The sequence below is a fragment of the Peristeroidobacter soli genome (assembly GCF_004138485.1).
GTDB classification, from domain to species: Bacteria; Pseudomonadota; Gammaproteobacteria; order Steroidobacterales; family Steroidobacteraceae; genus Steroidobacter; species Steroidobacter soli.
Map to the genome: position 1 here is coordinate 332157 of NZ_ML142848.1, position 26113 is coordinate 358269.

Here is a 26113-nt window from a genome sequence, read left to right on the forward strand (position 1 = left end):
TCACGTGATCAATGGATTGCCACTCGCGGGTTGTCGCGTCGTCGAGAACTCACGCTCTGTCGCGGCGGCTTATGCAGGTCGCCTGCTCGCCGCGATGGGCGCCACTGTGGTGATGCTCGAACCGAAGGAGGGGTCGCCGTTACGGACGGCCCCTCCTTTGGTCAAGGACGGCGGGCCCAGTGCATTGTTTGGATTCCTGGCGCCCAACAAACGCAGTCTCACCTGCGATCTGCTTTCACCGGAAGGTCAAAGCGTGCTTGCCGGCGTTCTCGAGAACGCGGACATCCTGATCGACGACACGCCGGTCCACGACCGCGCGGCCCGCAAGCTCGATCCGGAAGCCATCGCCAGATACTTCCCCAAGCTCATTCATGTGAGCGTGCTGCCCTTTGGCGCGAGCGGCCCCAAGGCCGATTGGGACGGCGAGGAAGTGAATCTGCTGCATGCCGGCGGCGAAGGCTTTCTGTTGCCGAACGGCTTGTCGCACGAGCGTTTTCCGGATCGGCCGCCGCTGAAAATCTACGGCCATTTCGCTCAGTATCAAGGCGGCTGCATGGCGGCGTTTTCCGCGCTGTCGGCGTGGTGGTCGGTCGCGGAGGCCGGCGGCCAATATGTGGATGTATCGGTACAGGACGCGGTGCTCTCGGTGGGCGCGTTCGCATTACAACGATTGGGAGACGGTTCGCTGGAACACCGAAGCACCCGACGCTTCCGCTATGGCGGCGTCTTCGAAGCTCAAGACGGCTTTGTCGAATTGCTCACGTTGGAAGATCGCCAGTGGCAGGCGCTGGTGGAGCTTCAGGATCGCCCCGAATGGGCGCGCGATCCGGCGCTGCTCGATCCGTTGGAACGCAGCCGGCGCGGCGATGAGATCAATGCTCACATTCGCGAATGGATGAGCCGACATCACGTCGACGACATCGTCCACCGCGCTCAACAGTTGGGTGTGCCTGCCGCGAAGTACCGCACACCCGCGGATGTCATCAACGGCGAGCACGAGCGCTTCCGTGGCCTGTTCGCACCATTGGCCATTAATGGAAATGAACAAGCCGAAGTCATGGTCGCGCCCTTCCAATTCCGCGCCACGCCGCTGCAAGTCAGCCAGCGTCTGCCGGAATTGGGCGAGATGAATCGGGAGCTGACTCGATGACGGCTCCCCTGCGCGGCGTACGAATCGCCGACTTCACGATTCATGCGGCCGGCCCCTTCTGCACCCAACTGCTCGGCCAGCTCGGCGCCGAATGCATCAAGATCGAAAGCAAGACCCGGCCAGACGCGTTTCGCAAACCGCATGCCGTTTACGGACGAATGACGGCCGCTACGTTCGACCAGGTGTCCGTCAACAAGCTGTCGGTACGACTCAATCTGAAACATCCGGAAGCGGTGGTGCTGGCAAAGCGCCTCGTGGCCATCTCGGACATCACCGCCGAAAGCTTTCGCGCCGGTGTGATGAAACGCCTGGGCCTCGGCTTCGAAGAACTATGCAAAGTGAAGTCCGACGTCATTCTGTTGTCGCTGTCGTCGTGCGGGCAAAGCGGCCCGGACTCGCACTTCGCCGGTTACGCGCCGTTGTTTGGCGCCTGGGGTGGACTGGGCTGGATGAGCGGCTACAGCGACGGCCCCCCGGTCGAGATGCGCCACGTGATGGATCATTCCGCCGGGCTCCATGCCGCCGCGGCAACCATGGCCGCGCTTCATCAACGCCGCCTTACCGGGAAAGCACAACACGTCGACGTGGCCGCGAGAGAAGTTGCTTCGGCGATGATCGGCGACGCGCTGGTACTGGCCAGTTTGGGCATCGAACCGGCCCGGCCAGGAAATAGTCACATGTCGATGGCTCCGCACGGTGTGTACCCCACGCGCGAACCGGACCGCTGGCTGACACTCGCCGTTCGCGGCGACCGGGAATGGCAGGCACTGGTACGTGAGTTGGAACAACCCGCGGCCGCCGTCGATTCCCGGTTCTCCACTGCCGAGGCTCGCGTGCGCCATTCCGCCGAACTCGATGTCCTGCTTGCAAAATGGCTGGCAAACGCCAGCGCCGACAGCATGGCCGAACGGCTGCAACGCGCCGGCGTCTGCGCCCATGTTTCCTGGAACACAGCGGACATCGCACGCGATCCACATTTGCGAGAACGCGGTGTGACTCGTGAAGTCAGCGGCCCCGATATTCCGACTCGCGTCGCCGTCGGCGCGCCCGTACGATTTTCCAAGACCACCGATGTTGGCATCCGCCGCTTGACGCCGGCCCTGGGGCAGGATGAAGACTATGTCTTCGGCGAGTTGCTCGGTCTGAGCTCGGCCCAGCGCGCCGACCTCGAACGGCGCGAAGTCATTCTTTAACTGAGGGATTGCCAAGTGAGCAGCATCTATCTCGTGCTCGACATGATGAACGACCTGGTGCACGCCGACGGCCCGAACGGCAAGGCGGCGTATGGCGAGCAGGTGCGCGCGCGCCGGATCATCGAGAACACCCGTCGTGCAATCGACAAGGCCCGCGCCGCCAACCTGCCCATCGGCTTCGTCCGCGTCGGTTTTTCACCGGACTATCGGGAATGCCCGACCCACTCGCCGATCTTCTCCGGCGCCCGCAAGAACGGCGTGTTCAAGCTGGGCACCTGGGGCACGCAAACCCACCCCGAGCTGGGCCAGCAGGCCGGCGACTTCGACATCGTCAAGCATCGCGTGAGCCCGTTCTACGGCACCAACCTTGAGGTGATCCTGCGCACCCACGGCGTGCGTCGCATCTACTGCTCGGGCATTTCGACCAACGCCGTGGTGCAGGCGGCGGTCCGCGAAGGTCATGACCGCGACTATGAAATGGTCGTACTCGAGGACGCCTGCTGCGGCCTGTCGACGGAAGAGCACGAAGGCGCCATCAAGTCCTTCCAGCGGTTCTGCAAGCTGTCCTCCTCCACGGAGGTCGCGTTCGAATAGGCCCCAGGTATACTGCGGCCCCATGGACTTTCGAACCAAAGAGGAACGAGTCGCGGACTTCCTGCGGGAGGGCATCATTTCCGGAATGTTCCCCCGCGGCTCGCGACTCAAACAGGCCGAGATCGCCGAGCGCCTCCAGCTGAGCATCACGCCGGTTCGCGAGGCGTTGAAGCTGCTGGAAGCCGAAGGCTATGTGACGGGCGATTCCCATCGGGGCGCCTCGGTCGTGCCATTCGACGAAGCCGCCTCCGAGGAAGTTCTGGAGCTGCGGCTACTGCTCGAATCGAGGCTCATCCGGCGCACCGCCGAGAAAGTCACGGCGCAGGACCTGACCGAGCTGCGCGCGCTGGCCAAGGAATTCGAAGAAGCGTTCGCGCGTGGCGATCGGCCCGCGGCCAGAGGCGTGAACTATCGCTTCCACCGTCGGCTCTACGACGTGGCGCAGATGCCCCAGACCCTGCATTTCGTGCAGATTCTATGGGCCCGTTACCCGTTCGATCTGATCAACGCCGTGCAAGGTCGGGGCGACGAAGCCGCTAAAGAACACGATGAAATTCTGCAGGCCCTGATCGACGGGGATGCCTCGGCCGCCGTGCTCGCCATGCGCAAGCACATCGAATCCGGCTTCGGCGTCCTGAAGAAGTCGCCCTAACGACGCCCCGCCTGTAACGTGCGATTGGCCTGCAGAACGATCGCATAGTCGATCATCGCCCCGTCCAGCACGAACGCCGCCGAGCCCCGCGCCTCGGCCTCACGAAATGCATCGACGACGCGCTGTGCCCGGGCGATCTCTTGCTCCGTTGGAGAAAACGCGCGGTTGATCGGCTCGACATGATCCGGATGAATGCACAGCTTGCCCTGGAATCCCAAGGTGCGTGCCCATCGCAGCGAATTGCCAAAACCTTCCTCGTCCTTGGTATTCAGCCAGGCCAGATCGATCGGCGGCTCGATCCCCGCCGTCCGCGCAGCCAGCACCAGCGAGCTGCGAAATGCGATGAGCTCGATTTCTTCACGGGACCAGCGCACGCCCAGGTCCGCCGTGAAATCACCCGCACCAAACGCGAATCGCTTCACGCGAGCAGCGGCACGAGAAATTGCTTCGGCATGCGACACGCCCGCGGCAGTCTCGATCAAGGGAATCAGATCGACCGAGCCCTGCGCCAGCCCGCGCTCACGTTCCAATTGTGAGATGAGCCAGTCGGCGATCTTGATTTGATCCGGCGAATCGACCTTGGTCAGCACGATGCCGTCGACGCCCTTCTGTACGACCGCGCACAGATCGCCGTAGCCGAACTCAGTGGACAATGCGTTGGTACGAACGTAACCGAGCGCGGCACGCGGCTTCTGCAGTGCTGCGACTACAGCGCCGCGTGCGGCGACTTTCTCGGCGACGGGACAGGCGTCTTCCAGATCGAGAATGACCACGTCCGCGGGCAACGTGAACGCCTTCTCGATGCGACGGGCATGATTTCCAGGCGCGAACAACAGCGAACGTAACAGCTTCATGACTCAGCATGGCACATCGCCGGCGCGTGACTCTTGACGTGAAGCGACGTCACCCGCTCGTCACGCGCCGCTCCGGCGCCGGACTCAGATACTTATCCAGCCATTCGAGCGTGCGCCGTGTGAGATCGCGAACGTTGGCCGGACTCATCGGGCCGTGACCCTCGCCCCAATATTTCACGTAGTCCACCTCTTTGCGCTGACGCTTCAACGCCACGAACATGTCGTCGTACTGCTGCGAGAAACCGCCGACGTCCATGTCGGTGCTCACCAGCAGAATCGGCGTCTGAACCTGCCTCGCGTACGCGATGGGACTGATCTTCCAGTAGTACGCCGGGTCATCCCACGGCGAGAATCCCAGTCCGAACTGATCCAGACTTTCATAGCGGGTCGCTCCGCCCTGCCAGGACGACACCGCTGGATAGAACAGGTCGGCCACACCGATGCCGAAGTAATGACTCTGGATATTGGCGATGCCGTTGATCGACACGATCGCTTTGAATCGTGTGCTGTGACCGGCGAGCCATACGCCCGTGAATCCCGCACCACTCGCGCCGACCACCGCCAGGCGTTCGGGATCGACGTAGCCCGTTTGAACCGCAGCGTCGATGGCACGATCCACGGCTGCGACGACACCATCGAGCGGACCGCCTTCCGGCGTCGCGACCATCGGTGCCGCCACGTTGAGTAACGCATACCCATGCGACACCAGCGGTGCACGGTTCTCATACGTGAACCCCTGGAGATCCGGCACGTCGGGACAACGCGGCCGACTGCTCGGATACACGTACACCATCGTCGGCAACCGCTGCCCCGACTTCGCCTGCGGCGGCAATGTGAGGCAGCTGGTAACGACCTCGCCACCGGCCCCCGGATACTTGATACGCTGATTCGTCGGCAGATCGATGTCGGCCAGCAGGCCATTGATCTTCGCAACGACTTGCTCCCGGTCACGAGGCAGATGTAGCACCAGCTCGGTGCCTCGCGGCTGCACTTTGCGATAGGCAACCATGTCGCCCGCCATCGAAATCGCAACCGCCTCGGGCCGGCCGTCACGCAGCTCGACGCGCTTCACGGTCCCGCGCTCCAGATCGAATGTCACCAACGAACCGGTGGTCTTCTCGCTGTACACGACGCGGGACTCGAATGGTTCGCGGCTGCGAGCGGCATTCGAGGCCAGCGGCGCCGTTTCGATCTCGATGTTTGCAAATGCCGTCCGTACTCGGCCGCGAGCATCCAGTTTGTGAATTCTGTTCTCGAGCACGATGAATGAATTCCCCGCCGCCCACGGCGAAATTGCGCCGAAACGCGCAGTGAGATTACGGGGAGCTTGCGACGCACTCAGCCAGTACCAGTCGAATCGGCCGGGATCGACGTTCAAATCACGCCCGGTGACGCCACGATTCGAGAAGCGCGGCTGCGACACACCGGGCGGATTCGGCCGCGCCGGCACGGCGATGTCCGCACCGATCCAAACGAAACGCATCGGCTTCGCGGGCGGCCCGAACTCGCGTTCGTTCACCAGGTCGAGGCCGGTGTGAGGCAGCGATTGCAGGCGATGACTGGCGACATCGAATGTACGAAACACGCCAGACTGACTGTCCTCCTCGTCATGCCACGCAAAGAAGCCGAGCCTGCGTCCATCGGCGGACCACTCCACCGTGCCGGGCATTGCATCGAGCCTGGCGTCCACATCGATGCGACGAGTCGTCGCCGTTTCGAACAACGCCAATCGGCCGCGCCCCGGTACCCAGTTGTTGCCGAGCCCGTCCACCGGCATCTGAGGTTTCTCGAACTGCTGAATGGCGACCACATGACGACCGCCCGGCGCCAGGCGCAGATCGGAAAACAGTCCTTCGGCCCACGTCGCCGTCGATCCATCGCGCACGTCGAACGCCACCAATCGACCGGACAGCGGCGGACTCGAACCACCGTCGCGCCGGCTTCGATAGACGCTGGCGGACACCTCTGTTCCGCTCCAGGCTTTGCGCCACTCCGCCGCCAGCTTTTCGCCCGTCGCGCGTCGCAGATACGGAATGAATGGCGGCAAGCTGCCCGGCGCACGCGCGGCGAACAAAAGTTTGCTGTCGCCGGCCCATATCGGTGTGAGATTGTGAATATAGTTCAGCTCGGGCAACGCCTCCGACAGTCGCGACTCGCCCGTCTCGCGATCCACCGCCCCCAACCGCAGCTCGCCCTCCTTTGCTTCCAGATACGCGACATACCTGCCATCCGGCGAAAGGTTGATCAACGCGCGAACGGCGGCAGGATCGATGGGCAATAACGGACGCGTCGTCGCGTCGCCGTTGGTCTCGACCGACATCAGATGTCCAAACCTCGGTCCAGGAATGATCATCATGCCAAAGTCCGGAAACTCCTCGAGCGGCGGTGCCTGCACGAACACGAGTGCGTCGCCCGAGGGCGTGAAGGCCCCCGGCCCGATCTCCTCCATGCGAAGCGCATCGTCGACCGTGAACGGCCGCGCGATCGATCCCACCGACACCGCGCAAAGCAGTGCCGCCGCCGCGACTCTTCGTGCGGCCTTCATACCTGCTGTGAGCGGCATCAGAAATTGCTCTTGAGTGAGAGGTAATAGGTGGCGCCGCGCGGGTCGCCATAGAAGCTGTAGTAGAGATTCGAGGAGTTGCCTGCGTCGAACGCCGGCGCCTCATCGAATACATTTCTCACGCCCAGACGCACTTCGATGTTCGACAGCCACTGCAATCCCAAGCCGCCGGTGCGGTAGCCCGCATACACATCGTTGAACAACTGCGAGTCCACTCGCCCGTCGCCGCCCTGACTCAGCCGGACGCCGGCATTGGTGCTCACGAGATACGAATCGATGTAACGCGCCGTCCAGCCCGCCAGCCAGCGACCGTTGCTCCAATCCACGCCGACGTTGCCTTTGAGCTTCGAAGGATAGCCGGCGGTGATGCCGACGTTCTCCACATACGGCTGACCCGGCAGCAACTGCGTTTCGAAGTGCGGCTGACGCGTACCGAGCGCATAGAAATCGAAAGTGCCGAGCGAGGCAGTCGTCAATCGATAGTCCACCGAGAAATCCCACGCTTCCAAACGCGTGCGCGCGATATTCATTCGCGACAGGTCGAGATACGTGATCGGTCCGACTCCATACGGATCGCCCGGTGCCGGCGCGGCGCGCACGACGCGCTCAGGGAACAGAGCTTCGTTATCGACCAGCTGCTGCTGAGGCAGGAAGGTGATCGCGTTGCTCTTGCTGATACGCGTGTAGTCGAGCGACATGCGCAGCGCCGGTAGCTGCAGCGGCGAGAACACGACGCCCGCCGACCAGCTCCGTGATTCTTCCGGATCCAGATTCGGATTGCCCACACCGCCATCGATGCTGGGACTGGCAGCGGCGTTGCCACGACGCGGATCGAGGACTGACACAGACAGTCCCGGAATCACGATGGGTGCCAGCTGGTTCACGTCCGGCGGCAGAAATCCCGTGCCGAAACTGGCGCGCAGAATCCAGCTCGGTGCCGGCACGTAGCGCAGGCCGATCGTGGGATTGACGGAGCTCAGCTGTTTCTCGCCACGATACAATCGTGTGTTCGAGCCTGCGGTGTAGGAGCCCGTGACGGCGTCGATGGTGTACTCGTCCCACCGTCCGGCAAGTTGCAGCTCCAGTTCACGCACGCCGGGCTTCGCGTTCGCCGGGCCGATCAGCGGCAACCGCGCTTCGAGATAGGCGCTGTTCACCGCTTGCATGCGTCCAGGAAAAACCGTGGTGACGCCGGCCGAACTGGTCTGGCGCGCCTCATCGATGTCCAGCGTGCTGTGTTCGATCATCGTCGACAGCATCACCGGGCCGCCGGGCAATTGCAGAACGGGTCCACTCAGGCGCACGACGGCGTCCTGGAACGTGGCGTAGTACGGCGTCGGGAGCGACGCTGGATTCAGGAACGCCGCCATGTCCACCGGATGGTCGTTCAGATCGCGCAACACATCGATGGCACCCGAGTTGATCGCGGTCGCAAGCGCCGAGGTCGCCGAGAAAGCGTTACGAAAATAACTGCGCGAGCGATCCCAGGTGTAGTCGGTCTCCGCCGTCCACGCGCCCGGCAGCTGGAAAATCAGGCCGCCCATGGCACGACGCTGGCTGTTGGTGTGAATCGAATAGGTATCGCCAAAAGACAGCGGCACCGTCACGCGAATCGGCTGAGCGAACGGATTGTTGGGCGCATTGGCGGCGATGCTGTACACGCCCTGCACCTGGTTGGAAGCATAGAGACCATCGTTGTTGGACGCGCCCAGATCCAGAAACGCGCTGATATGGTCGGTCAGCGGTCGCCGGATCGTCGCTGAAAACGTTTTGACTTCGGGATCGGCGACCAGTGCACGGCCAGCTCCGCTGCCGTTGGCCGGAGCCGAGACGCCTTGTCGGGTACGAGCAAGATCGAAGTTATATTGTCCGGCCTCGGTGAGAAACGCGTGACCGCCATCACCCGCTGCCGCGAGTCCCGCGTATCCGACCGGCACATTCACGATTGGCGAATTCAGTGGTGTGCCGTCGTCGAGCGTCAGATTCCGGGGCGTGCCGTCGGGATTGGTGGCCGCGCTGCGGATATTCGTGGTGTAGCCCAGCGGTGGCGTCGCTGAATTCAGGAACAAGCCGGGATTGTTGGCGAACACGCGCAAGCGTCCGTTGCGCATGTAATCGCGTTCATCCATCAGAAATGGATTGGCATCCGAGTACGAGCCGGCCAGCAGCACGGAGGTCTTGCCATCTTCGAGTGTGAAGCCGGCGCTCACATCGATCTTGCGCTGAGCCGTATCGCTCGCGAACGAGTTCTCATACGTCATGCGTGTTTCCACGCCGGTGTAGTCGCGACGCATGATGATGTTGATCACGCCGCCGGTCGCCCCGCCGCCGTAGATGCCCGAAGCCGTCGTCGGCAGGATCTCGATGCGCTCGACTGCCGCCATGGAAATGCCATTGATGTCCGACTGCGCCGGCACGCCCTGAACGCTCGGATTCACCGCGCGGTGGCCGTCGATCAGAATCAGCGTTTCGTTGGGACTCAGGCCGCGCAACGCAATCATACTCTGATTGCCGTTGCCGCCGCCCGCCTGCGACGGCGAGCCCGAAATCGAATTCATCGGCAGGCGCTGCCTGAGAAAGTCGCCAAGATTCGTGGCACCGGAGCGTTCGATGGTGGCCCGGTCGAAAATCACATAGGGCTGCGAATCGTCGCGACTGCGGGCGATGTCCATGTTGAGCACTCGCGAGCCGGTCACGAGAATTTCAGGCATGGCCATGCGGTCGCGCGGCGAGTCCGCTGGCGTGCCGATGGCACCGGTTGCCGATGTCGCGTCGTCGCTGCTCTTCGTTTCACGCTCCGGTTTGACGGTCGACTCGGCCTGCGCAATCTGTAACTGGGCGCTGACGGCATCTCTCACATGCGCGCCGGTCTTCGCCTCGGCGGAAATGACGACCGCGCCTTGCTCGTTGACTCTGGATGTCAGACCCGTGCCTCTGAGCAACTGCTCCAACGCTCGCAGCGGCGGCATCGAGCCCGACACCGCGGGCGCCTGCTTGCCTTCGAGCAGCGGGCCCGGCGCCATGATGGCGACATTGGACTGAGCGGAGAAATCCAGCAGCGCCTTGGCCAGCGACTGCGATTGGATGTTGAAGACTTTGCTTTCGTCGGCGTGCACGGACGTCGCGCACACACAGGCCAGCAGCAGCAATGATCGAACTCGCATGTCACTCCCCGAGGTTATCGTTGTGCTGCTTGTGACGATGCAGCCTCGGATTTTTTTCAGCGTGCCGCGCGTAACACGATCCTTCCGGCGCGGCTGCGATCGACGACGATGGGCTGAGAGCCCGCCAGACTGTCGAGCATGGTGTCGATCTGATCGGTGCGAAACGCGGCAGTGACCGGCACCTCGCGCAGCCGATCGTCGGCGAATACGATCTCGCTGTCGCTATATCGATTCGCATCGGCGATGACTTCGGCGAGCCGCGTGTTCTCGTAGCTCAAGCGCCCCACTCGCCACGCCCCCGCCTCCACTGCCACGATCGAATGCACTTCGATCGCAGCTCCCGACGAGACCGCTTCCTGCCCCGCCGTCAGCGTGCGTTTGCTGACAGACGCGTCCGGCTGCTGAGCATGAGCCGCGGGCATCACTTCAACGACGCCTTCTTTCACCGCGACGTGCACGTTCCCAGCACCATGACGTAAGTCGAACTGCGTGCCCACGACGCGCACCATGGTGTCGCCGGCGCGAACATAGAACGGCCGCGTCCGATCTTTGGCGACCGAGAAAAACGCTTCGCCGGCTTCGAGATCGGCACGACGCTCGGTGTCGACGAATGTGACCCGCAATTTCGACCGGGCACCGAGCGTGACGTGGCTGCCATCAGCAAGCGCGAGCTCACGGACCTCGCCTCTACCTGTGCGATATACCGTGCCGCCCGTCGTGAGCAACAGGAACGTCAGCGCCACCGCCAGCACGACACTGGCCGCCGCCAACGACCAATGGGTACGACGCCGGCTGAATGCGGCCTTGCTCACGTCCACATCGCTCAGTGCTCCGACCACGCTCACATCGCGCCAGAGTTGTTCGACGCACCGATAAGCGTCTCGATGAGCGACATCGGCACTGAGCCAGGCTTCGAACTCCGCACGTTCCGGCGCCGTCAGGGCACCGCCATGCACTTGCACCAGCCAGCGACGCGCCCGTTCATCGATCATGCCGACCGCGGATGACTTCTGCTCCTGCCTCATGGCGACTCCATTTCCTTCAACGCGGCATCCAGCGCCGCGACCGCCCGCACCAGCTGACGGCTGATATCGGCGAGCGACCAACCCGTGCGACTGGCAATCTCCTCGTACGTCATGCCGTGAACGCGACTCATCGCGAGCACCTGCTGCTGCTTGAGCGGCAGCTTCTTGAGCGCCGCGTTGATCGCGTCGAACCGCTGCCACTCCATCACGACGCGCTCAGGAGACGCGTCCTGCAACGGCGCCGCGCCGGCCTGAGCGAGCGCGTCGCGAGCGTACCGATCGGCCCGATCCTGCGAACGCCGGTAATCGAGCACGATGTTTCGAACCATCGTGAACAGGAAAGCGCGGGGATTCTGGATGCGCTCGGGCGAGTCGAGCGCGGCGTACCGAGTGAACGCCAGCTGCACCACATCCTCAGGCTCGGGCGGCCCGGCCCCGAAGGTGTGACTGACATAACGACACAGCTCCTGCCAATGCGCCCGGTACAGCCGCCGGAGGTCGAACACCGAGGGCGTCACGGGGAACTGACCCGGGCGGGATTCTTCGGCGCTTCGAGGCGTGCGAAATGGCAGCACCTCCGACAGCGCCGGCTTCGGCGTTGACGCATCACCCATCATCGACCCTGGCCGGCACACCTCACGGCGGACTGTTGACTCCGCCACCTCCCCGACGAGCGAGGCGGCACCTGTCGCGACGGACCGTCGCGAAATCGTCCCTGCCGATTGAGACGCTGCAGGCGTGGATTTTTTCCAGCCCAGGGTCATTATTGTTCGATTCTAGCGAACGGCTGGCGGACCCTTACAGCTGCGTGGCGCCGATGCCACGCACTGCCTCCAGCACCGCCAATGCATCACGCCGTTTGACATCGAAATGTTCGTCGGTCAGCCACAGATGGAGTTGGTCCCAGGAGAAACCGCCAGCGATCAATGCAGTGGCCGCGTGTTTCACCGCACTTACCGTGCGCTCTTGAAACGGCAAGGCACGCACAGCGGTCACGAACTGACGCGCCAACTCCTCACATTGGGGAGCGGCCGAGAGCACCAAGCGAGCGACTTCCCTGATCTGCACCAGCGGATAGGAAACGAGTTCCCACGAGTCCGGAAGGAACGTGACGGCGACTTCATCATCATCCGTGAGTTCGCATCGGGCAAATGCCGCCCAAATCTCTCCCACGCCGCGCATGTCGCTCGAGCATTCGCAAGCACGTAGCGCTCCCAGACTGGCGCCACCGAAGAGTCGCGCCCCGGTGGCAGCGGCCGCACGCACTTCCGCCGGAGTTACGGCAAGTGATTGGTGAAATACGCCATCGATGAGCCCGATCGCGCGAGCGCCCGAACTCGCCGCGCGTAACAAATCGCCACGAGCGGCAGGCGGCAGGAACAGAACATCCGGAACATTCGGCCGCGGCGCACGCAGGCTCGGTCCCGCAAAAACGATCAGGCCAGGCATAACCAGCCGCGCGCTCGCGCTCCGACCCGGGAGGGATCGAACGCCCAAACCTCGAGGCCCGGCGCAATTGCACGCACCACCGTAAGACTCACGGTTGGCAGGCTCAAATCCACCCAGCTCACCGACGCGGGAAGATCGAGACAGCACAGACGTGTTTGCAATCCCTGGAGTACTTCGAATGCAGAAGCGCCATTCCATCCTTCGCGAACCGGAACGGCACGCGCATCCCCGGCGCTCAAAAACCAGGGGTCGGTTGGCTCGAGCTCATGACGATCCACTAAATCCTCGCGCGCACCCTGCAGATCCGTGAGCCGGCTCTGTGCGGCTTCTTGCAGAGCTGCGCGCAGCGCCTCCACGGCGTCGGGCCGAGCCGCCACGCCCATGTGTGCAAGAACGCCGTCGTGAATCACGCACAGATAACATGGCACATCTGTATCGCAGTGAAGATCGCGCACCAAAATGTCATGGCCACGCGACTGAATTGCTTGCAGCTCAGCGGGCACACATTCGCGCACCGAAGTCAGATCGACCACGGGAACACGATCTCCTTGCCCCACCGTGGCCAACGCCACTGCACGCGAATAGGCATCGCGCTCAATACATTCCAACAGGGCGAATACGAGTGCTTCCTCGAGCGTCGCCCCAGCCGCGAGTCCGGTAGTGTTGGCCGCGCACAGGCGCACCGCGCTCTCGCTCGGTTGATAGGGAAAGAACACCGCGTTGGCGGGCACCCATAGAAAATCGCCGTCGATCGTCCGGCCTTCGCACCAATCCACTGTTTCGGTGCCGCTGAGTCCATCAGGAAGGATCAGCGCCTCGGGAGACAAGACTCGACCATCGAGAGCGCTCGCCGGCGCCGTGCGAATCGCGACCCGCCCGCGGGGCTCGGCGCAATAGCGTTCGAGCGCTTCCGCGAGCGCCCCTACACGAGCATGTAACTCGTTGCTGCCTTTGCCCGTGCTGACACTGACAGACTCACCGATCGGATCCCTCCGCACGGCACTGGCGGTTGCAATCCCAATTCCATCGAGTCGTGTGATGCTGCCGGTCCGTGCCACACCGAAAGTGGGCGCGGACGATTCCAGGATGGCTGCCACGCGCTCGATTGGCAGCGCGCGGCACCAGCTCTCAGCTCTTGGAGGGAGGGGCACCGGCACCGCCCGGCGTCGCACCCGCTCGCTCGATCTGCAACCACTTTTCGGATTGCTGTGTTGCCGACCGAGGCTGTGAAAGCGGCGCGGGTGTCACGGCCCGGGTTTGCGAAAAAGAATGGTTTGACCTGTTCACGAGCTTACTCCTGTAACTGCCGCTGCCATGGTATGCGCAACGACCATCTCCGGATTCCACAAATTGTTCATCAGCATGCGCTGATAGTAAGCGGCCTTGGGATCGAACACCTCCGGTTCCAGCCGGACCGACACACTCTCCCCGAGCAGGGCCTGTGCCTGAGCCATGTACGGCTCCAGTTGCATGCCGACCTTTTCCTGCCGGTAGCGCTCGCCGACTCTCAGAAAATCTTTCAGCCGCTGCCGTAGCGGAGCATTTTCCTGATCTCTGACCCGCGACACCAGCAACTCGCCCAGCAGTCCGCGTTCACGCACATCGACAGCCCAATCCTCGATCGCATGCGCGATGTCCAGACCGCCAGCGCGGCGGAACACCCACTCGCTCGACGGAAGGGCGAGCAGAACCCAGCGTCCCAAATAACTCCGCAACGCGCCTTCGTACGATTCGAGCTCGAAATTGAAGCGTCCAGCCCGAATCACGGCGTGATCCATCGTTTCGAGCACCGACTGCAGAGCTTCATCCTCGTTGTGCGCAGAGGCTTCGGTCCGCGGCTGCCGCTCCTCCGCGACATCGTGACCGTCCCAGCTCCAACCCACCGTGGCAACTTTGCCCAGCTTGCCAAGGCGGTAAGCGGCGGCGACGCGCATCGCAGGATATTCGAGGCTCGTTTTGTCCAGCAGCTCCTTGGCCTGGCGCAAGAGCTTGCGCGCCGTCATGCGATCCATCTGCGAAGCGGGCGCGAAGGAATAATGATGAGCCAGATCGATGGCACCGGAGGCCCAGAGAATGGCCTCCGCGCCCGAGGTCATCTTGTCGGCGAGCAGCACGAACTCCGGCCCGGTTTCACGACGGCTGTTCGGATCCGGATACTGGAAGTTCACCAAGCAATTCGTCAGCCGTTTGCGGCGGTCGCTGCCGGGCCAGGTAGCTGCCAGCGAAGTGAATACTTTCTTGTCACGAGTTTCCGATCCACCGTCATCGTGCACCAGCGTACGAAGCATCGCCTCGTAGTGCTCGTCGGCAACGGTTCGAATACCTGTGCCACGAAGCTCGGCCAGTGCCAGCAGAGCCGCGTGCCGCAAGTGAAAGCGCGGACGATCGTGTGGATGAAACGGCTGATCGCCGGACGGACGCAGCGATTCCAATGCCTCTGTCAGACTCGGTATCGGGGGGACGGGCTCTTGCTTGCTCGATTGACCGTCAGTGGCGCCGATACGCTCACGCCCTTTCGGCGTGATCTCCATGAATCGCTCGCGACCTTGTCTGGTCTCCGTCGCCCAGCCGTTCTCCATCAACTGCTTCGACAGCCGCGAAATCATGGAGCGCGTTGAAGTGTTGTCCTCGCCGTAGATCTCCACAGCCAAACGGCTCTTGATGCGACTGCCACGCGCCAGCAACCGAAGCGCGCGCTCGCATTGCATGTTCAGCGTTTGAGTTTCGGCCACCATGCCGGAATGCTACGGTGTGCCACCCCTGGAGTCAATCGTGAGTCAACTATCATCAACTATTCTAAAGTATGTAAAACTGACGACGCCGAGGCTGGGACTTCGAGCGGATGCCAGACATTAAATGATTGAATGTAAAGGTAATTCGCCGCCAGCTCTCGAGCCAGGCGCCAGACCCGAGGCACCCCCTTCGCCACGACGGCAATGCGTTGGCGTGGCACGCAGGAATCGACAATGGTCAAAAGGTGACCCGAGTCCCCAGCGGCATCTTCGATCCCAATAGTCTGCAGACGCTCATGCAGCGCTTGCTCGAGCCTGCGGCGACTCGGGCGCTTTGGAAGCGCCATGGGTTTCTCGTCACGCACGTACTTGAGGCGATAAGGCGCCCAATGTCGTGCCACGCAGGTGTGCTGAAGCAGCGGTGCCCGGGACGACCAGGGTGTGCGCGGCAGGACCCAATTCCGTTCCAGCAACTCCGTTTGCTGTGGACGCCGATCCCACAAATCCGCCAGATAACGGTCAGCGGCCCAGATCACCTGAATGGCCTCGTTGCGATTGAGCTCCGCGCCAAGTCGCCAGCCGCGGTCTTCCTCCGCCATGGAGTCGTCCCTCGCTACCGGGCGGTTCCCGATCAATTGTGCGACCTGGGTCAGCAGCGAGGCGACGTCGTCCGTCACCAATGGATGTTCGATGTCGAGCAAATTTGCGGTCGGCGTCTCTTCCTCCTCTGGACAGACACACGAGACCAACCGGGACAGCATGCCGATCACCGTTCGCCCACCGATGGCCGGCAGCACGGACTGGATGCGACTGCGCAAGCGTGTTTCGAAGTTCGTTTGCATACCGTCCTGGTCGACCGGGTCGTCCGTCGTTTGCTCGAGTTGCGCCAGCCGCCGCCACTTTTCCTTCGCCGACTCGATGACACTCCGTTCGAAACCCATTTGCGTCAGCGTGACCCACGACGCGGCAACCGCCTCCCGCCCCCACATCGCATGCGTCTGTTTCTGCGGCCCATGGCGCACGACGATCGCATCGAACTCCCCCGAGGATTCGCCCTTTGCAAATCGCACGTCGAACGTCTCAGGATGTGGCCTGGGCTGATCGGCGTCGATCGCGGCGGTGTCTCTCGGCTCCCACCGGGCCGGCCCAGCTCGATATTCCGTGCGCGGATCGCGCATCAGCAATTGTGCCGCGAGAAATTTGCTCACCCTCCAAGCGGGACTGACGAGCGCCCCTCCGCCTTCGCGATTGGTCAGGACCACGGAGGTCGTGGCGCGCCGTGAGTCCAGCAAACGCCAGAGGGCACGGTCCCATGCAATTCTCTTGTATCCCTCAGTCACGTCCAGATCCGTTCCAAGGCGCGCCCGCTCCTCGACTTCCTTGATTCGATGGTCGATCTCAGCGGCAAAAGGCTCCATATCCAGCAAGCAGTCCCGGAGATGATGATGACGGAAGCCCTTCACTCGCACGCGCAGCAGGTCTGTCAGCCCACCATCGCCCGTGCCCGAAATAAGATATTGCATCTGACGGCCCGTCGGTCGTTCGCGCTCCAGCGTGTCGTCGAGCCAGTACAGGCTCGCCTCGGTATCCCGTATGCGGGCCTCGCTGCCGAAACCCGTCGCAATGATCACCACATCGAAGACATCGCATCTGGCAGCTTCCCTGGCATCGTCAGTCAAAGGAACCCAAGTGACGTTCCACTCCCCGCCGCAGCTATGCACGCGAACGCCGCGTGCAATCTGGTGCCCGGGGTACTTGAGGCGCTTCCTGGAGCTCCGCGAACCTTGCAGTGCTTCGAAGGAGAGATACTTCTGATGCAGCAGCTCTCCTATGTCGCTTGCATAGCCCGCGTACCAGTTCATCACCGGAAAGTTGGTGCCGGTACATTTCCATCTGGGATCGGGCCACCAGCGAAACAGATTGGGATGGAGCCATCGCGTGCGGCAGCCACGCAGATTCCATAGCAGATCGTTGGACTCGATCACCGTTACCACGGCCTCCCGCGTAATCGCATACGCGGCAGCAGTGAGACCTGCGGCGCCACCACCCACGACGCAGACGCGATTTCCGCGCGCGAGTCTTCCCTCAGCAAACAGAGAATGAACCAGATTCAATGCTCGAGCCTGCTGAGACGACACCGCGATCCGTTCGCCCACGCACAGCGAGCCGATGACGAACACGCCCCGGTAGCCCTGATTGGTTTCGTCGGTGAGCTCGTACAGATCCAAGACGTCTTTGGTATTCATATTATTTATCGTCCCGCCAGGTCGCCGAGCCCGGGATCGATATATTTCACCACAGACCCGAGCGATGAGTCGGGAACATTCTGGGACCCGAGGGTCTCGTCGTAAAACCCGTTGGTAGCAGCGAATTTCTTGCTGTCGCCCGGTCACGGATGCGGAGCGCAAGGCCCTGATTGAGTATATGAAGACTTTGTAGCCAAATTTGTCCTCGGCGACCCGACGGTGTCGATTTGCGTCGACGCCGTTCGTATAGGCAGGTCAGGCGATATCGGATCGCCTTCAACCCGAGGACCCGACCGTGAAGCATTATCTGTTGAGCATCTATCAGCCCGACGGCCCGCCGCCCCCGCCGGACATTCTCGAACCCATCATGCGCGACGTGAACGAGGTGATCCGCGAAATGAAGGCGGCCGGCGCCCTCGTGTTCGGCGGCGGCCTGTACCCGGCATCGACGGCCACGGTGTTGACGTTCAAGGACGGCAAGATGCTGACCACCGATGGGCCGTACATCGAAGGCAAGGAACACCTCGGCGGCTTCGACATCATCCAGGCGCCCGACCTGGATGCGGCACTCGAGTGGGGCCGCAAACTGGCACGCGCCATCACCCTGCCCATCGAAGTCAGACCGTTTCAACACAACGGCTGACGACGAGCGATGGCGCTGTCGCAAGCGGACATTGCCCGCATCTTTCGCGCGGAATACGGACGCGCGGTGGCGGTGCTGACGCGCGCATTCGGCAACATCGACACTGCCGAGGAAGCCGTGCAGGACGCCTTCGCCACTGCGATCGAACGCTGGCCCAAGGACGGGCCACCGCCGAGCCCCGCGGGCTGGATCATCACGACCGCACGCAACCGCGCCATCGACCGCCTGCGTAAAGACAGCTCGCGACAGGAGCGGCATGAGCAGGCGGTCCTGATGCAGTCGAAAGAGCCGATCGATGAGGACGACCCCGTGCACGACGATCGCTTGCGCCTGATCTTCACGTGTTGTCATCCGTCGCTCGCGACCAATGCGCAGGTGGCACTCACCTTACGATTGCTCGGCGGTTTGACCACGCCGGAAATCGCCAAGGCCTTCCTGATTCCCGAAGTCACCCTGGCACAACGCCTGGTGCGCGCCAAAGGAAAGATTCGTGACGCCGGCATCCCCTATCGAGTCCCCGAAGCGAGCGAACTCCCGGCCCGCCTGGTTCCCGTGCTCGCCGTCCTGTATCTGATCTTCAACGAAGGTTACGCGGCGACTTCCGGCACCGGGCTCACGCGCGGCGAGCTTTGCACGGAAGCCATCCGGCTCACTCGCGTGCTGCTGAGTGAGCTGCCGGATGAACTGGAAATCCAAGGACTGCTGGCGTTGATGCTGTTGTCGGACGCTCGCCGCTCAGCGCGTGTAGATTGCGATGGCCAATTGGTATTACTGCGGGATCAGGATCGCAGCCGATGGGATCCCACACCGACCCTCGAGGGCTTGAGGCTCGTCCAACGCTGCTTACGTCACAATCGACCCGGGCCTTACCAGATACAGGCAGCAATCAATGCGGCCCACGCCATCGCCGCCCACACCGACGAAACGGACTGGGCTCAGATCGTTCGACTCTACGATCAATTGCTGGCGATCCAGCCGACGCCGGTAGTGGCGTTGAATCGCGCGGTGGCGGTCGCGGAGGTCGATGGACCTCAGGCAGCGTTGCAACTGATCGATGCCCTCACTGCCGAGCTCGACCGCTTCTATCTGTTTCACGCGATCCGTGCCGACCTGTTGCGGCGTCTCGATCGCAACGAGCATGCAGCGGCATCGTACAGAAACGCCATCGAGCGCTGTGAGAACGAGGCGGAAAAGGAGTTCTTGAAACGCCGCCTCGCCGAGCTGAGCTGAGGCGATCAGTTCAGATCGCGGGCAACGCGGAAGCCCAGGCCGAAGTAGCGACCCTCGACCGGACTGCGCAGGCGATAAGTCGTTCGTAACAAACGACCCGGATCGCCCCAGCCACCGCCACGCACGCCGCGCCGATCGGTCAGCGAACAATTGGCGGTACGCGCACTGCCATCGGCGGAAGCGCCGTTGTAATTGTCGTTATAGCAATCCTCCAGCCACTCCCAAGCATTGCCTTTAACGTCGTACAGACCGAGCGCATCCGGTGCAAAGCTGCCGACCGGCGCGGTGGTCAGCCAACGATCCTTGCCCTCGGCGAGCGAAGTACAGCAATGCGCTTCGGCACCGTAGTTGGCAGTGTCATGACTGACTGAAACCTTACCGGCCTGCGCGATGTACTCCCATTCGGCTTCGGTGAGCAACCGATAGTGCTTGCCTGTGCTCTTGCTCAGCCACTCGACGTAGCGCTTGGCATCGTTCCAGTTGATACACACCACGGGATGATTCGATTCCTGCGGGTAGCCTGGCTGGCGCCAGTTCCACCCGGCCTTGTTCTCCCATTTGCCCTGCCACTTGCCGTCTTCGTAACCGTGGCAACTGTTGCCCGCGTCGTGGCCGGTGCTGTCGATGAACTTCGCGAACTGCCCGCGCGTGACTTCATAGACACCCACCGCAAAGGGCCTGGCGATTGTTACCCGATGCCGGGGGCGCTCATCATCTTTCGCCTCGGCGTCGCCATCGGCGGCTCCCATCTCGAAGCTGCCCGCGGGCACCACCTTCATCTCGGGACAATCGGCGCAGTCACGAATCACCTGCGACGCATCGGCATGCGCGACCGACGACAACGCTACGATCAGCATCGCGAGCCAGCAATGGCGCATCGAGCTCTCCCCAGGATTCGTGGTGTTCTACGACTGGGAAGTGTGGTCGCGCGGCCCACTGGTATGGGTGCAAACGGCTACGGGCTGGTGATGGCTCGGCACCAGCCGCGCGCCCTCAGCTACGAGCGGTAGTCGACCAGGATGCGATTCGACTCGATCTGCCACGTCGCAGCGTTGCAGTTGCCATAGACGGTGACTCCCTTCCCAGCGATTACCGCCGCCAGCACCATCGCCAACCAATCCTTTTCCTTATTCACGGGAGGCGTGATGAGCACCGAGGTGGCACTGCAGCTCGAGCTGCGCCCCGGGACTGTTATCGCGATCCCGCCGTTGTTCACCTGAAGCAGGATCTGTCCGCTCGACGATTGCTCGATCAGATCGAAGCGCTCGCTGACCCGGTCGAACCAATCCGCCGCCGACGCCGGCACGGAACCGAGCAGGCCGAGCGTGGCGGCGAAAGAGATAATGGCTTTCATGCTGAACCTGTGATGAAGAATCATTGGATGGAGATCCAGGACGTACCGCCACTCAAGTAGTGCCGACCCGCCCGGTCATTCCAGAACACACTGCCATTGCCGCTGCAGGTGAAACCCGGCGTGCCCCAGGTCGTGATCGTCGTTTGCAGCACCACCTGCTGATGGGTACCGGCAGTGACAGTCACAGGCGAGCTGGTGTCGCCAACGCCCGGGCTGAAGTGCAGCGTCCCCGCCGGCGTTCCATTGACGGTGATGCTGGTATAGCCCGTGTTACAACCGGCACCGCTGGTCGCCCCGACACCGAACGTGATGGAAATTCTGTCCTGGATACGATCCGAGTTCGTGAGCGTCTTGTTCGGGCAGGACACCGACGCGGTCCAGAGCGTCGCCGGGTCTGTGTTACCCGTGACCCGGATGCGGAACTTCGATGTGCCGAGCGAGGCGGGATTGAACTGATACGTCCAGTTGCGCCAGCCGCTGACCATATTCGTGGTCGTGACCACCAGCGTCTGCGCGGAATTCTCGGCGCGAATCTCGAACTTGTCCGGAATCTGGTAGGCCTCGAACTCGATCTGCACCGGCCCCGCCTCCGACCCCATCTCCATCAGCTGATTGAAGCCCTCCGACGAACCGCCCGCGGACAGGGCCTGGCCGCAAGGAACGGGGGGCGCCGAATAGTCCGTCACCCTGCCGGCGGTACGCAGCATCGACTCGCTGCCGATGGTTCCTACGAAGACGGCAACGACTTTGCTTGCAGTGTTCGGCGGTTCTGCCAGCGCCGGTGTCGACTGGCCCGCGGCCACCGTACCTCCCCACGTCCCGCCGGAAACAGGGAAACGCTGACCAGTGGTGGTCTGGTAGTACAGCTCGAACTGGCCGCTCATCGTTTCCGCCGCTTCATTTCTAATGACCCAGCCCGGCCCGGACGCCGCGCGGCTCACGCTGAGCTTGCCCGCGAAGAAATGATTGATCAGCCCCGCGGAAAAGCTGACGGCTCGTGGCAACAGCACGGGATACTGCTGTTCATAGACATAGGAGTTGACTCCGAACAGCATGCTGAAGCCACTGTTTTGTAACATCCGGTCGACCAGCGATTGGGTCGCCAGCACCCGGTTGGGTTGGGAACCGAACGCGTATCCATCGTAGATCGGCCCCGTCACCACCTGCATGGGACCGGTGAGAGTATTGGTGTCGCGCAACCGGATCGTGACAGTTCGCGTCTCGATGGTCTTGCCCTGACCGTTCGGCAAGGGAAACTCCGGATTCGCCAGCACGGTGCTGCCGTTGGATTGAAAGCCGGTGCTCTGACTGACGAAGTTCTGAGAGGTGTACTCCGCCATCCCCACATACATCGGCGAGCCGGCCCCCGAAGTAACCCAGTAGTCGCGCGCACGCGCAAAGCTCGGCACCGGATAGGGATTGTTGTTGACGATCGAGGCGATGTTCACCCTGGCGTAGCCTTCGGTGTAGGCCTCGATCCAGGCGCGCTCGGGAGGATTGATGGGAGAATGAGCTTCGTTACGTGTGTGCGCCGGCTGCGCCATATCCTGCACGTGATGCACGACGTGGCCGAGCGTCTGTAACACCATGCCCATCGAGTTGTCGCGATCCGTGGGATTGGGCTGAATGAGTGCTGCATACAAGTTCGCCTGCGCATCCCGATATGAGAAGTTCTGTGGCCGGCCGCCCGCCGCGAGACACGACACGTATCTGGTGGTCACCTGCCCGTTGTCCTCCAGCGCCCAGTCGGGCGACGGGTGCCCGAGGACACCGCCCCACTCGAGCGCCCGCCCGCCGTGCTGTGGATCGAAGAAATGATTGAATGGGCGCGTCCAGTCGGAGGGGCAAAGGCCCGCAGTGTGATAGTCCTCCGCTGCGGCACCGTATGCCACGACTTCGCGAGGAAGTCGCACGCCTCCAGTGACGGGCACACCGTCGACGGTTATCTCGCGATAGGTACCCGAGGGATTGAAACCAAGGTCCGTCAGCAGCGACGGATCCGACAAGCGCGAGCGATCGAAGGCCAGTGCTGTCAGGGTGGTATGCGTCGACGGCTCATAAGCGAGCGCCGTACCGACCGTGCCGAGCACACCCACAGCGACCCAGTTCATCCATGACAGAGTTTTTTTCATATTGAAGCTCAGTGCGTATCGGTCGTACACCAATAGCTCCGCAGCGGCAGATCGCTGCGGACGCCGGCCGCATCGAACTCTGCCCTGAGTTGCACCAGTGCATTGAATAAGCGCGGCGCCGCCCGCCAGTCGCAACGGTCACCGCCGAGATTCACATCGAGAGGCGTCCAGAAAGTGCTCATTCGGGACGCATACTCCGCCGGGGCCCCCTCGACTCTGCGCATCAGCAGAGTCCGCGCATGCGAGTCATCCTCAGTGTTCGCTTCACGAACGACCACCAGAGGGTCGTAGCCGCTCTTGAACACCCGAACGGTCGGCTCGGAGAGTGCAACCGTGGTACCAGGAGGCGGACGCTTCGGCCCCCACGCGGGAATTTGGAAGCGGCCGCGCGCGTCGGTCACGCGTTCGAAAATCGCCAGCTGTCCCTGCGGGTAACCTTCCATTCCTTTGATCTGCCAGTTCACCAGTACGATGGCATCAGCAAGCGGCGCGCCAGTCCCCTCATCGATCACCTGGCCCTCGATCGGTCCGGAGCACCATGCTTTGGTGCAGCCACTCAGGCCGAGCAGCACACAACCCAGCAAGCTGGCCACGGCTCCGACACGAGCCCCCATGAATCAAAATTCCTCGAGTTGCCAGCGATTGCTCGACTTACGAAACACGATCACATGCAGATAGGTGCTGCCGCTGTAGGTCTGCGTGACGGCATATTCGGCAAAGTTGTCATCGGTGCTCACTTCGCGCGGCTGACCAAGTGTCGAAGTGAAGGTCGTAACCGCGGAGCCGAGATTGGTGAGGCCCGCCATATACTTTGCCTGCGTGACCGGCGAAATGAACTGTTGCGCCGACGTAAGATCCCCTGCGTCCAACGCCGCGCAGAACGCACGCCACGCCATCATGACTCGATCCTCTTCATCCTGAGGCGCAGCAAACAAGCCATCGACGCTGGCGGCAAACACCGTATCGATCGTGCCGTTGGTCCGTAACACCAGATCCGCGCGGCCGTCTCGATTCGTATCGACCAACGACACACTGTGGGTCGAGCCACTGATATCCACGCCGAGGTTGGCGACGGAAAGCTGTTGCAACAGGACTGGTGCGCCCGTCGACGAAGACGTCACGATGACGAAATTCGGTGCCCCGCTGGTCCGACCTCGCAACAACATCGCATTGTTGCCGTTGCCCAGCACATCGCCGAACACCAGATCGTGGCTGCTTGCCTGCCAGGCCGGGTGGTTGAGCAGAGCCGGGCTGGGATTGGTCACCAGCGAGTAAGACCCACCCGATGACAGCAACACGAACGTCGGACTGGCCGATTTGATCAGGATCGGTACCAGCACATCGATGTCCACGAACGCCAGATTGACCTTGGCCTTGACCAGCAGATCCGGAGTTCCATCGCCATTAACGTCCCCCATGGAGACGAGATACTGTGCGCGCTGTAACGCGAACTGGTATTGCTGCGGAATGGCTTGGGCATGCAGCGCGCGGAGCGGCAGCAAAACCGCGAACACGGCGCCCGCGATGACCACACTGCTTCCCAACCGCGCCAGCCATTTCCTGTGTGATGTTTTCAGCTTGCCTGCCATGGTGCTGGATCTCGAATTGTTGACGCGCCCGATCGATTCCCGACCCCAAAAAATCGGCAGCCGCGATCCGCCCGCGAGTGCGAGCCCGCCACGACTTGGAAACGATCAAGGGAGCTGCGCGGTGACCTGGTCGACGCCCTTCCCTAGCTCAGATCCATCATCCCTGACTTCGGCCCGCGATTGATTTTTCTGTATTCAGTTTGGAATCGTTGCCGAGCCGCTGTCAATATTCTTTGCGCCCCGGCCATCGAAATCAGGGATTCACCGAAAGAAACATCGCAGGATGTAGAGCGATCAACGGACGCGTTGACAACGGCACGCGGCTGTAGCAAGTTCGCTGCCTCGTCTCAGTGGAACAAGAGCGCAGCGCTCGGAGGCAGGATCGCTACTTCAGCTTCCGCTCATCCAACCCCAGGCTGCGCCCGATGATCTCCTTCATGATCTCCGAGCTGCCGGCGAAAATCCGGGACACGCGAGCTTCGGTGTACATCCGGCTGATGCGGTACTCCTCCATGTAGCCCGCGCCGCCGTGGAGCTGGACGCAGGCGTCGACGACCCGGCCTTCGACCTCGCTGGCCACCAGCTTGGCGCCCGCGACTTCGTCGGCGGTCAGGCGGTCGGCGTTGTATTCGAGCACGCATTGATCGACGAACGTCTGTGCCGAATCGATCTCGGCCCGCAGGCCGGCCATCACGAAGCGGCTGTTCTGAAACATTCCCACCGGTCGGCCGAACGCGCGACGATTTTGGATGAACTCGAGGGTGATATCGAAAGCAGTCTGCGCCGCCGCCATCGAGTCGATCGCCGCGATCAACCGCTCGCCGACCAGAAACTGCTGTAAGAATCCGAAGCCTTTGGTGGCATCCCCAAGTACGTTGCGCTTGGGCACGGCGACGTTGTCGAAGAACAGCTCGGACGTGTCCTGCGCTCTCAGCCCCATTTTGTGCAAGCGATTGCCGCGCTTGAAACCGGGCATGCCGGCTTCGACGACGAACAGTCCGATGCCGTAGCGCTGATCGGGCACGGTGCGAGCGGCGACGATGATCAGATCGGCCAGCTGGCCATTGGAGATATAGGTCTTCGAGCCATTGAGCAGCCAGTGCTCGCCCTGATCCACCGCGGTTGCCTTCATACCCGCGAGATCGCTGCCGGCGCCCGGCTCCGTCATGGCGACGGCGAGGATCGACTCGCCGCTCGCGCACTTGGGCAGCCAGCGCAGCTTCTGCTCCTCGTCGCCAAGCCCGTCGATGTAGGGCGCGACCAGCCCGGAGTGCAGGTTGATATAGAAGCCCGGCTCGCCGTGCCGGATGTTTTCTTCGTAGACGATCTGCTCGTAACGAAAGTCCTCGACGCCGGCGCCGCCGTACTTCTCGTCGGCCCACATCAGCAGATAGCCCTGCTCGCCGGCCTTGGTGTAGGCCCAGCGATCGACGTGACCCTGCTCGCGCCAACGCTCGCCGTGCGGACCTATTTCGTTACGAAAGAAACGACGGACAGTTTCCCGGAATGCATCGTGCTCGGGTTCGAAGATCAACCGGCGCAT

21 protein-coding genes are annotated in these 26113 nt (G+C 62.4%); 6 read left to right on the forward strand and 15 right to left on the reverse strand.

Annotated elements, in window-relative coordinates; all coding sequences use genetic code 11:
* The first annotated feature begins 4 nt into the window (after positions 1–4).
* From EKO19_RS01280 to EKO19_RS01295, 4 genes are read left to right on the forward strand one after another with little or no spacing between them, the layout of a single operon-like run.
* Complete coding sequence (locus EKO19_RS01280; protein ID WP_175596921.1) at positions 5–1150, forward strand: CaiB/BaiF CoA transferase family protein; 1146 nt, start codon at positions 5–7, stop codon at positions 1148–1150.
* A complete protein-coding gene (locus EKO19_RS01285; protein WP_129774605.1) occupies positions 1147–2343 on the forward strand; it encodes a CaiB/BaiF CoA transferase family protein in 1197 nt (398 codons plus the stop codon). Before EKO19_RS01280 ends, EKO19_RS01285 begins: the two co-directional genes overlap by 4 nt.
* Positions 2344–2358: 15 nt before the next feature.
* Positions 2359–2937 (forward strand): cysteine hydrolase family protein, encoded by a 579-nt coding sequence (locus tag EKO19_RS01290; protein WP_217705068.1) that lies wholly within the window; start codon positions 2359–2361, stop codon positions 2935–2937.
* A 22-nt stretch (positions 2938–2959) separates the two neighbouring features.
* A complete protein-coding gene (locus EKO19_RS01295; protein WP_129774606.1) occupies positions 2960–3589 on the forward strand; it encodes a GntR family transcriptional regulator in 630 nt (209 codons plus the stop codon).
* Here EKO19_RS01295 and EKO19_RS01300 read toward each other — a convergent pair.
* From EKO19_RS01300 to EKO19_RS01340, 9 genes are all read right to left on the reverse strand, one after another.
* The gene (locus EKO19_RS01300; RefSeq protein WP_129774607.1) at positions 3586–4443 is read right to left on the reverse strand and encodes an HpcH/HpaI aldolase/citrate lyase family protein; all 858 of its coding nucleotides are present in this window, start codon (positions 4441–4443) and stop codon (positions 3586–3588) included. The two genes, EKO19_RS01295 and EKO19_RS01300, sit on opposite strands and share 4 nt — an antisense overlap.
* A 49-nt stretch (positions 4444–4492) precedes the next feature.
* Positions 4493–6988, reverse strand: coding sequence for an alpha/beta hydrolase family protein (locus tag EKO19_RS01305; protein ID WP_157995054.1), 2496 nt, complete (start codon positions 6986–6988; stop codon positions 4493–4495).
* 17 nt (positions 6989–7005) lie between these two features.
* On the reverse strand, positions 7006–10170 hold the full coding sequence (locus EKO19_RS01310) for a TonB-dependent receptor (RefSeq protein ID WP_129774609.1): 3165 nt from the start codon (positions 10168–10170) through the stop codon (positions 7006–7008).
* Positions 10171–10226: 56 nt separating this feature from the next.
* Positions 10227–11195 carry a FecR family protein gene (locus EKO19_RS01315; protein WP_129774610.1) on the reverse strand — a complete coding sequence of 323 codons (969 nt, stop codon included), beginning with the start codon at positions 11193–11195 and terminating at the stop codon, positions 10227–10229.
* Complete coding sequence (locus EKO19_RS01320; RefSeq protein ID WP_157995055.1) at positions 11192–11809, reverse strand: RNA polymerase sigma factor; 618 nt, start codon at positions 11807–11809, stop codon at positions 11192–11194. Before EKO19_RS01320 ends, EKO19_RS01315 begins: the two co-directional genes overlap by 4 nt.
* Positions 11810–11993: 184 nt before the next feature.
* Complete coding sequence (locus EKO19_RS01325; protein WP_129774612.1) at positions 11994–12644, reverse strand: TfuA-like protein; 651 nt, start codon at positions 12642–12644, stop codon at positions 11994–11996.
* Positions 12632–13741: a YcaO-like family protein gene (locus EKO19_RS01330; protein ID WP_157995056.1), complete on the reverse strand. Its 1110-nt coding sequence runs from the start codon at positions 13739–13741 to the stop codon at positions 12632–12634. The genes EKO19_RS01325 and EKO19_RS01330 overlap by 13 nt, the downstream gene beginning before the upstream one ends.
* Positions 13742–13927: 186 nt before the next feature.
* Positions 13928–15379 (reverse strand): hypothetical protein, encoded by a 1452-nt coding sequence (locus EKO19_RS01335; protein ID WP_129774614.1) that lies wholly within the window; start codon positions 15377–15379, stop codon positions 13928–13930.
* Between the two features lie 56 nt (positions 15380–15435).
* The gene (locus tag EKO19_RS01340; RefSeq protein ID WP_129774615.1) at positions 15436–17622 is read right to left on the reverse strand and encodes a hypothetical protein; all 2187 of its coding nucleotides are present in this window, start codon (positions 17620–17622) and stop codon (positions 15436–15438) included.
* 295 nt (positions 17623–17917) lie between these two features.
* On the opposite strand from EKO19_RS01340, the gene EKO19_RS01345 reads away from it, so the two are divergent.
* Together EKO19_RS01345 and EKO19_RS01350 are read left to right on the forward strand one after the other, a co-directional pair.
* Positions 17918–18265, forward strand: a complete 348-nt coding sequence (locus tag EKO19_RS01345) for a YciI family protein (protein ID WP_129774616.1) — start codon at positions 17918–17920, stop codon at positions 18263–18265.
* Between the two features lie 9 nt (positions 18266–18274).
* The gene (locus tag EKO19_RS01350) at positions 18275–19495 is read left to right on the forward strand and encodes an RNA polymerase sigma factor (protein WP_129774617.1); all 1221 of its coding nucleotides are present in this window, start codon (positions 18275–18277) and stop codon (positions 19493–19495) included.
* Between the two features lie 5 nt (positions 19496–19500).
* Here the strand turns inward: EKO19_RS01350 and EKO19_RS01355 are convergent, their stop codons facing one another.
* The 6 genes from EKO19_RS01355 to EKO19_RS01380 form a co-directional block, all read right to left on the reverse strand.
* A complete protein-coding gene (locus EKO19_RS01355) occupies positions 19501–20373 on the reverse strand; it encodes a formylglycine-generating enzyme family protein (RefSeq protein ID WP_129774618.1) in 873 nt (290 codons plus the stop codon).
* A 119-nt stretch (positions 20374–20492) separates the two neighbouring features.
* Positions 20493–20849, reverse strand: coding sequence for a hypothetical protein (locus tag EKO19_RS01360; RefSeq protein WP_129774619.1), 357 nt, complete (start codon positions 20847–20849; stop codon positions 20493–20495).
* Between the two features lie 20 nt (positions 20850–20869).
* Entirely contained in the window at positions 20870–22981 is a 2112-nt protein-coding gene (locus EKO19_RS01365) for a phospholipase C/P1 nuclease family protein (protein ID WP_129774620.1), read from the reverse strand.
* 8 nt (positions 22982–22989) lie between these two features.
* A complete protein-coding gene (locus EKO19_RS01370) occupies positions 22990–23595 on the reverse strand; it encodes a carboxypeptidase-like regulatory domain-containing protein (protein ID WP_129774621.1) in 606 nt (201 codons plus the stop codon).
* Positions 23596–23598: 3 nt separating this feature from the next.
* Positions 23599–24570, reverse strand: coding sequence for a hypothetical protein (locus EKO19_RS01375; protein WP_129774622.1), 972 nt, complete (start codon positions 24568–24570; stop codon positions 23599–23601).
* Positions 24571–24955: 385 nt separating this feature from the next.
* Positions 24956–26113, reverse strand: coding sequence for an acyl-CoA dehydrogenase family protein (locus EKO19_RS01380; protein ID WP_129774623.1), 1158 nt, complete (start codon positions 26111–26113; stop codon positions 24956–24958).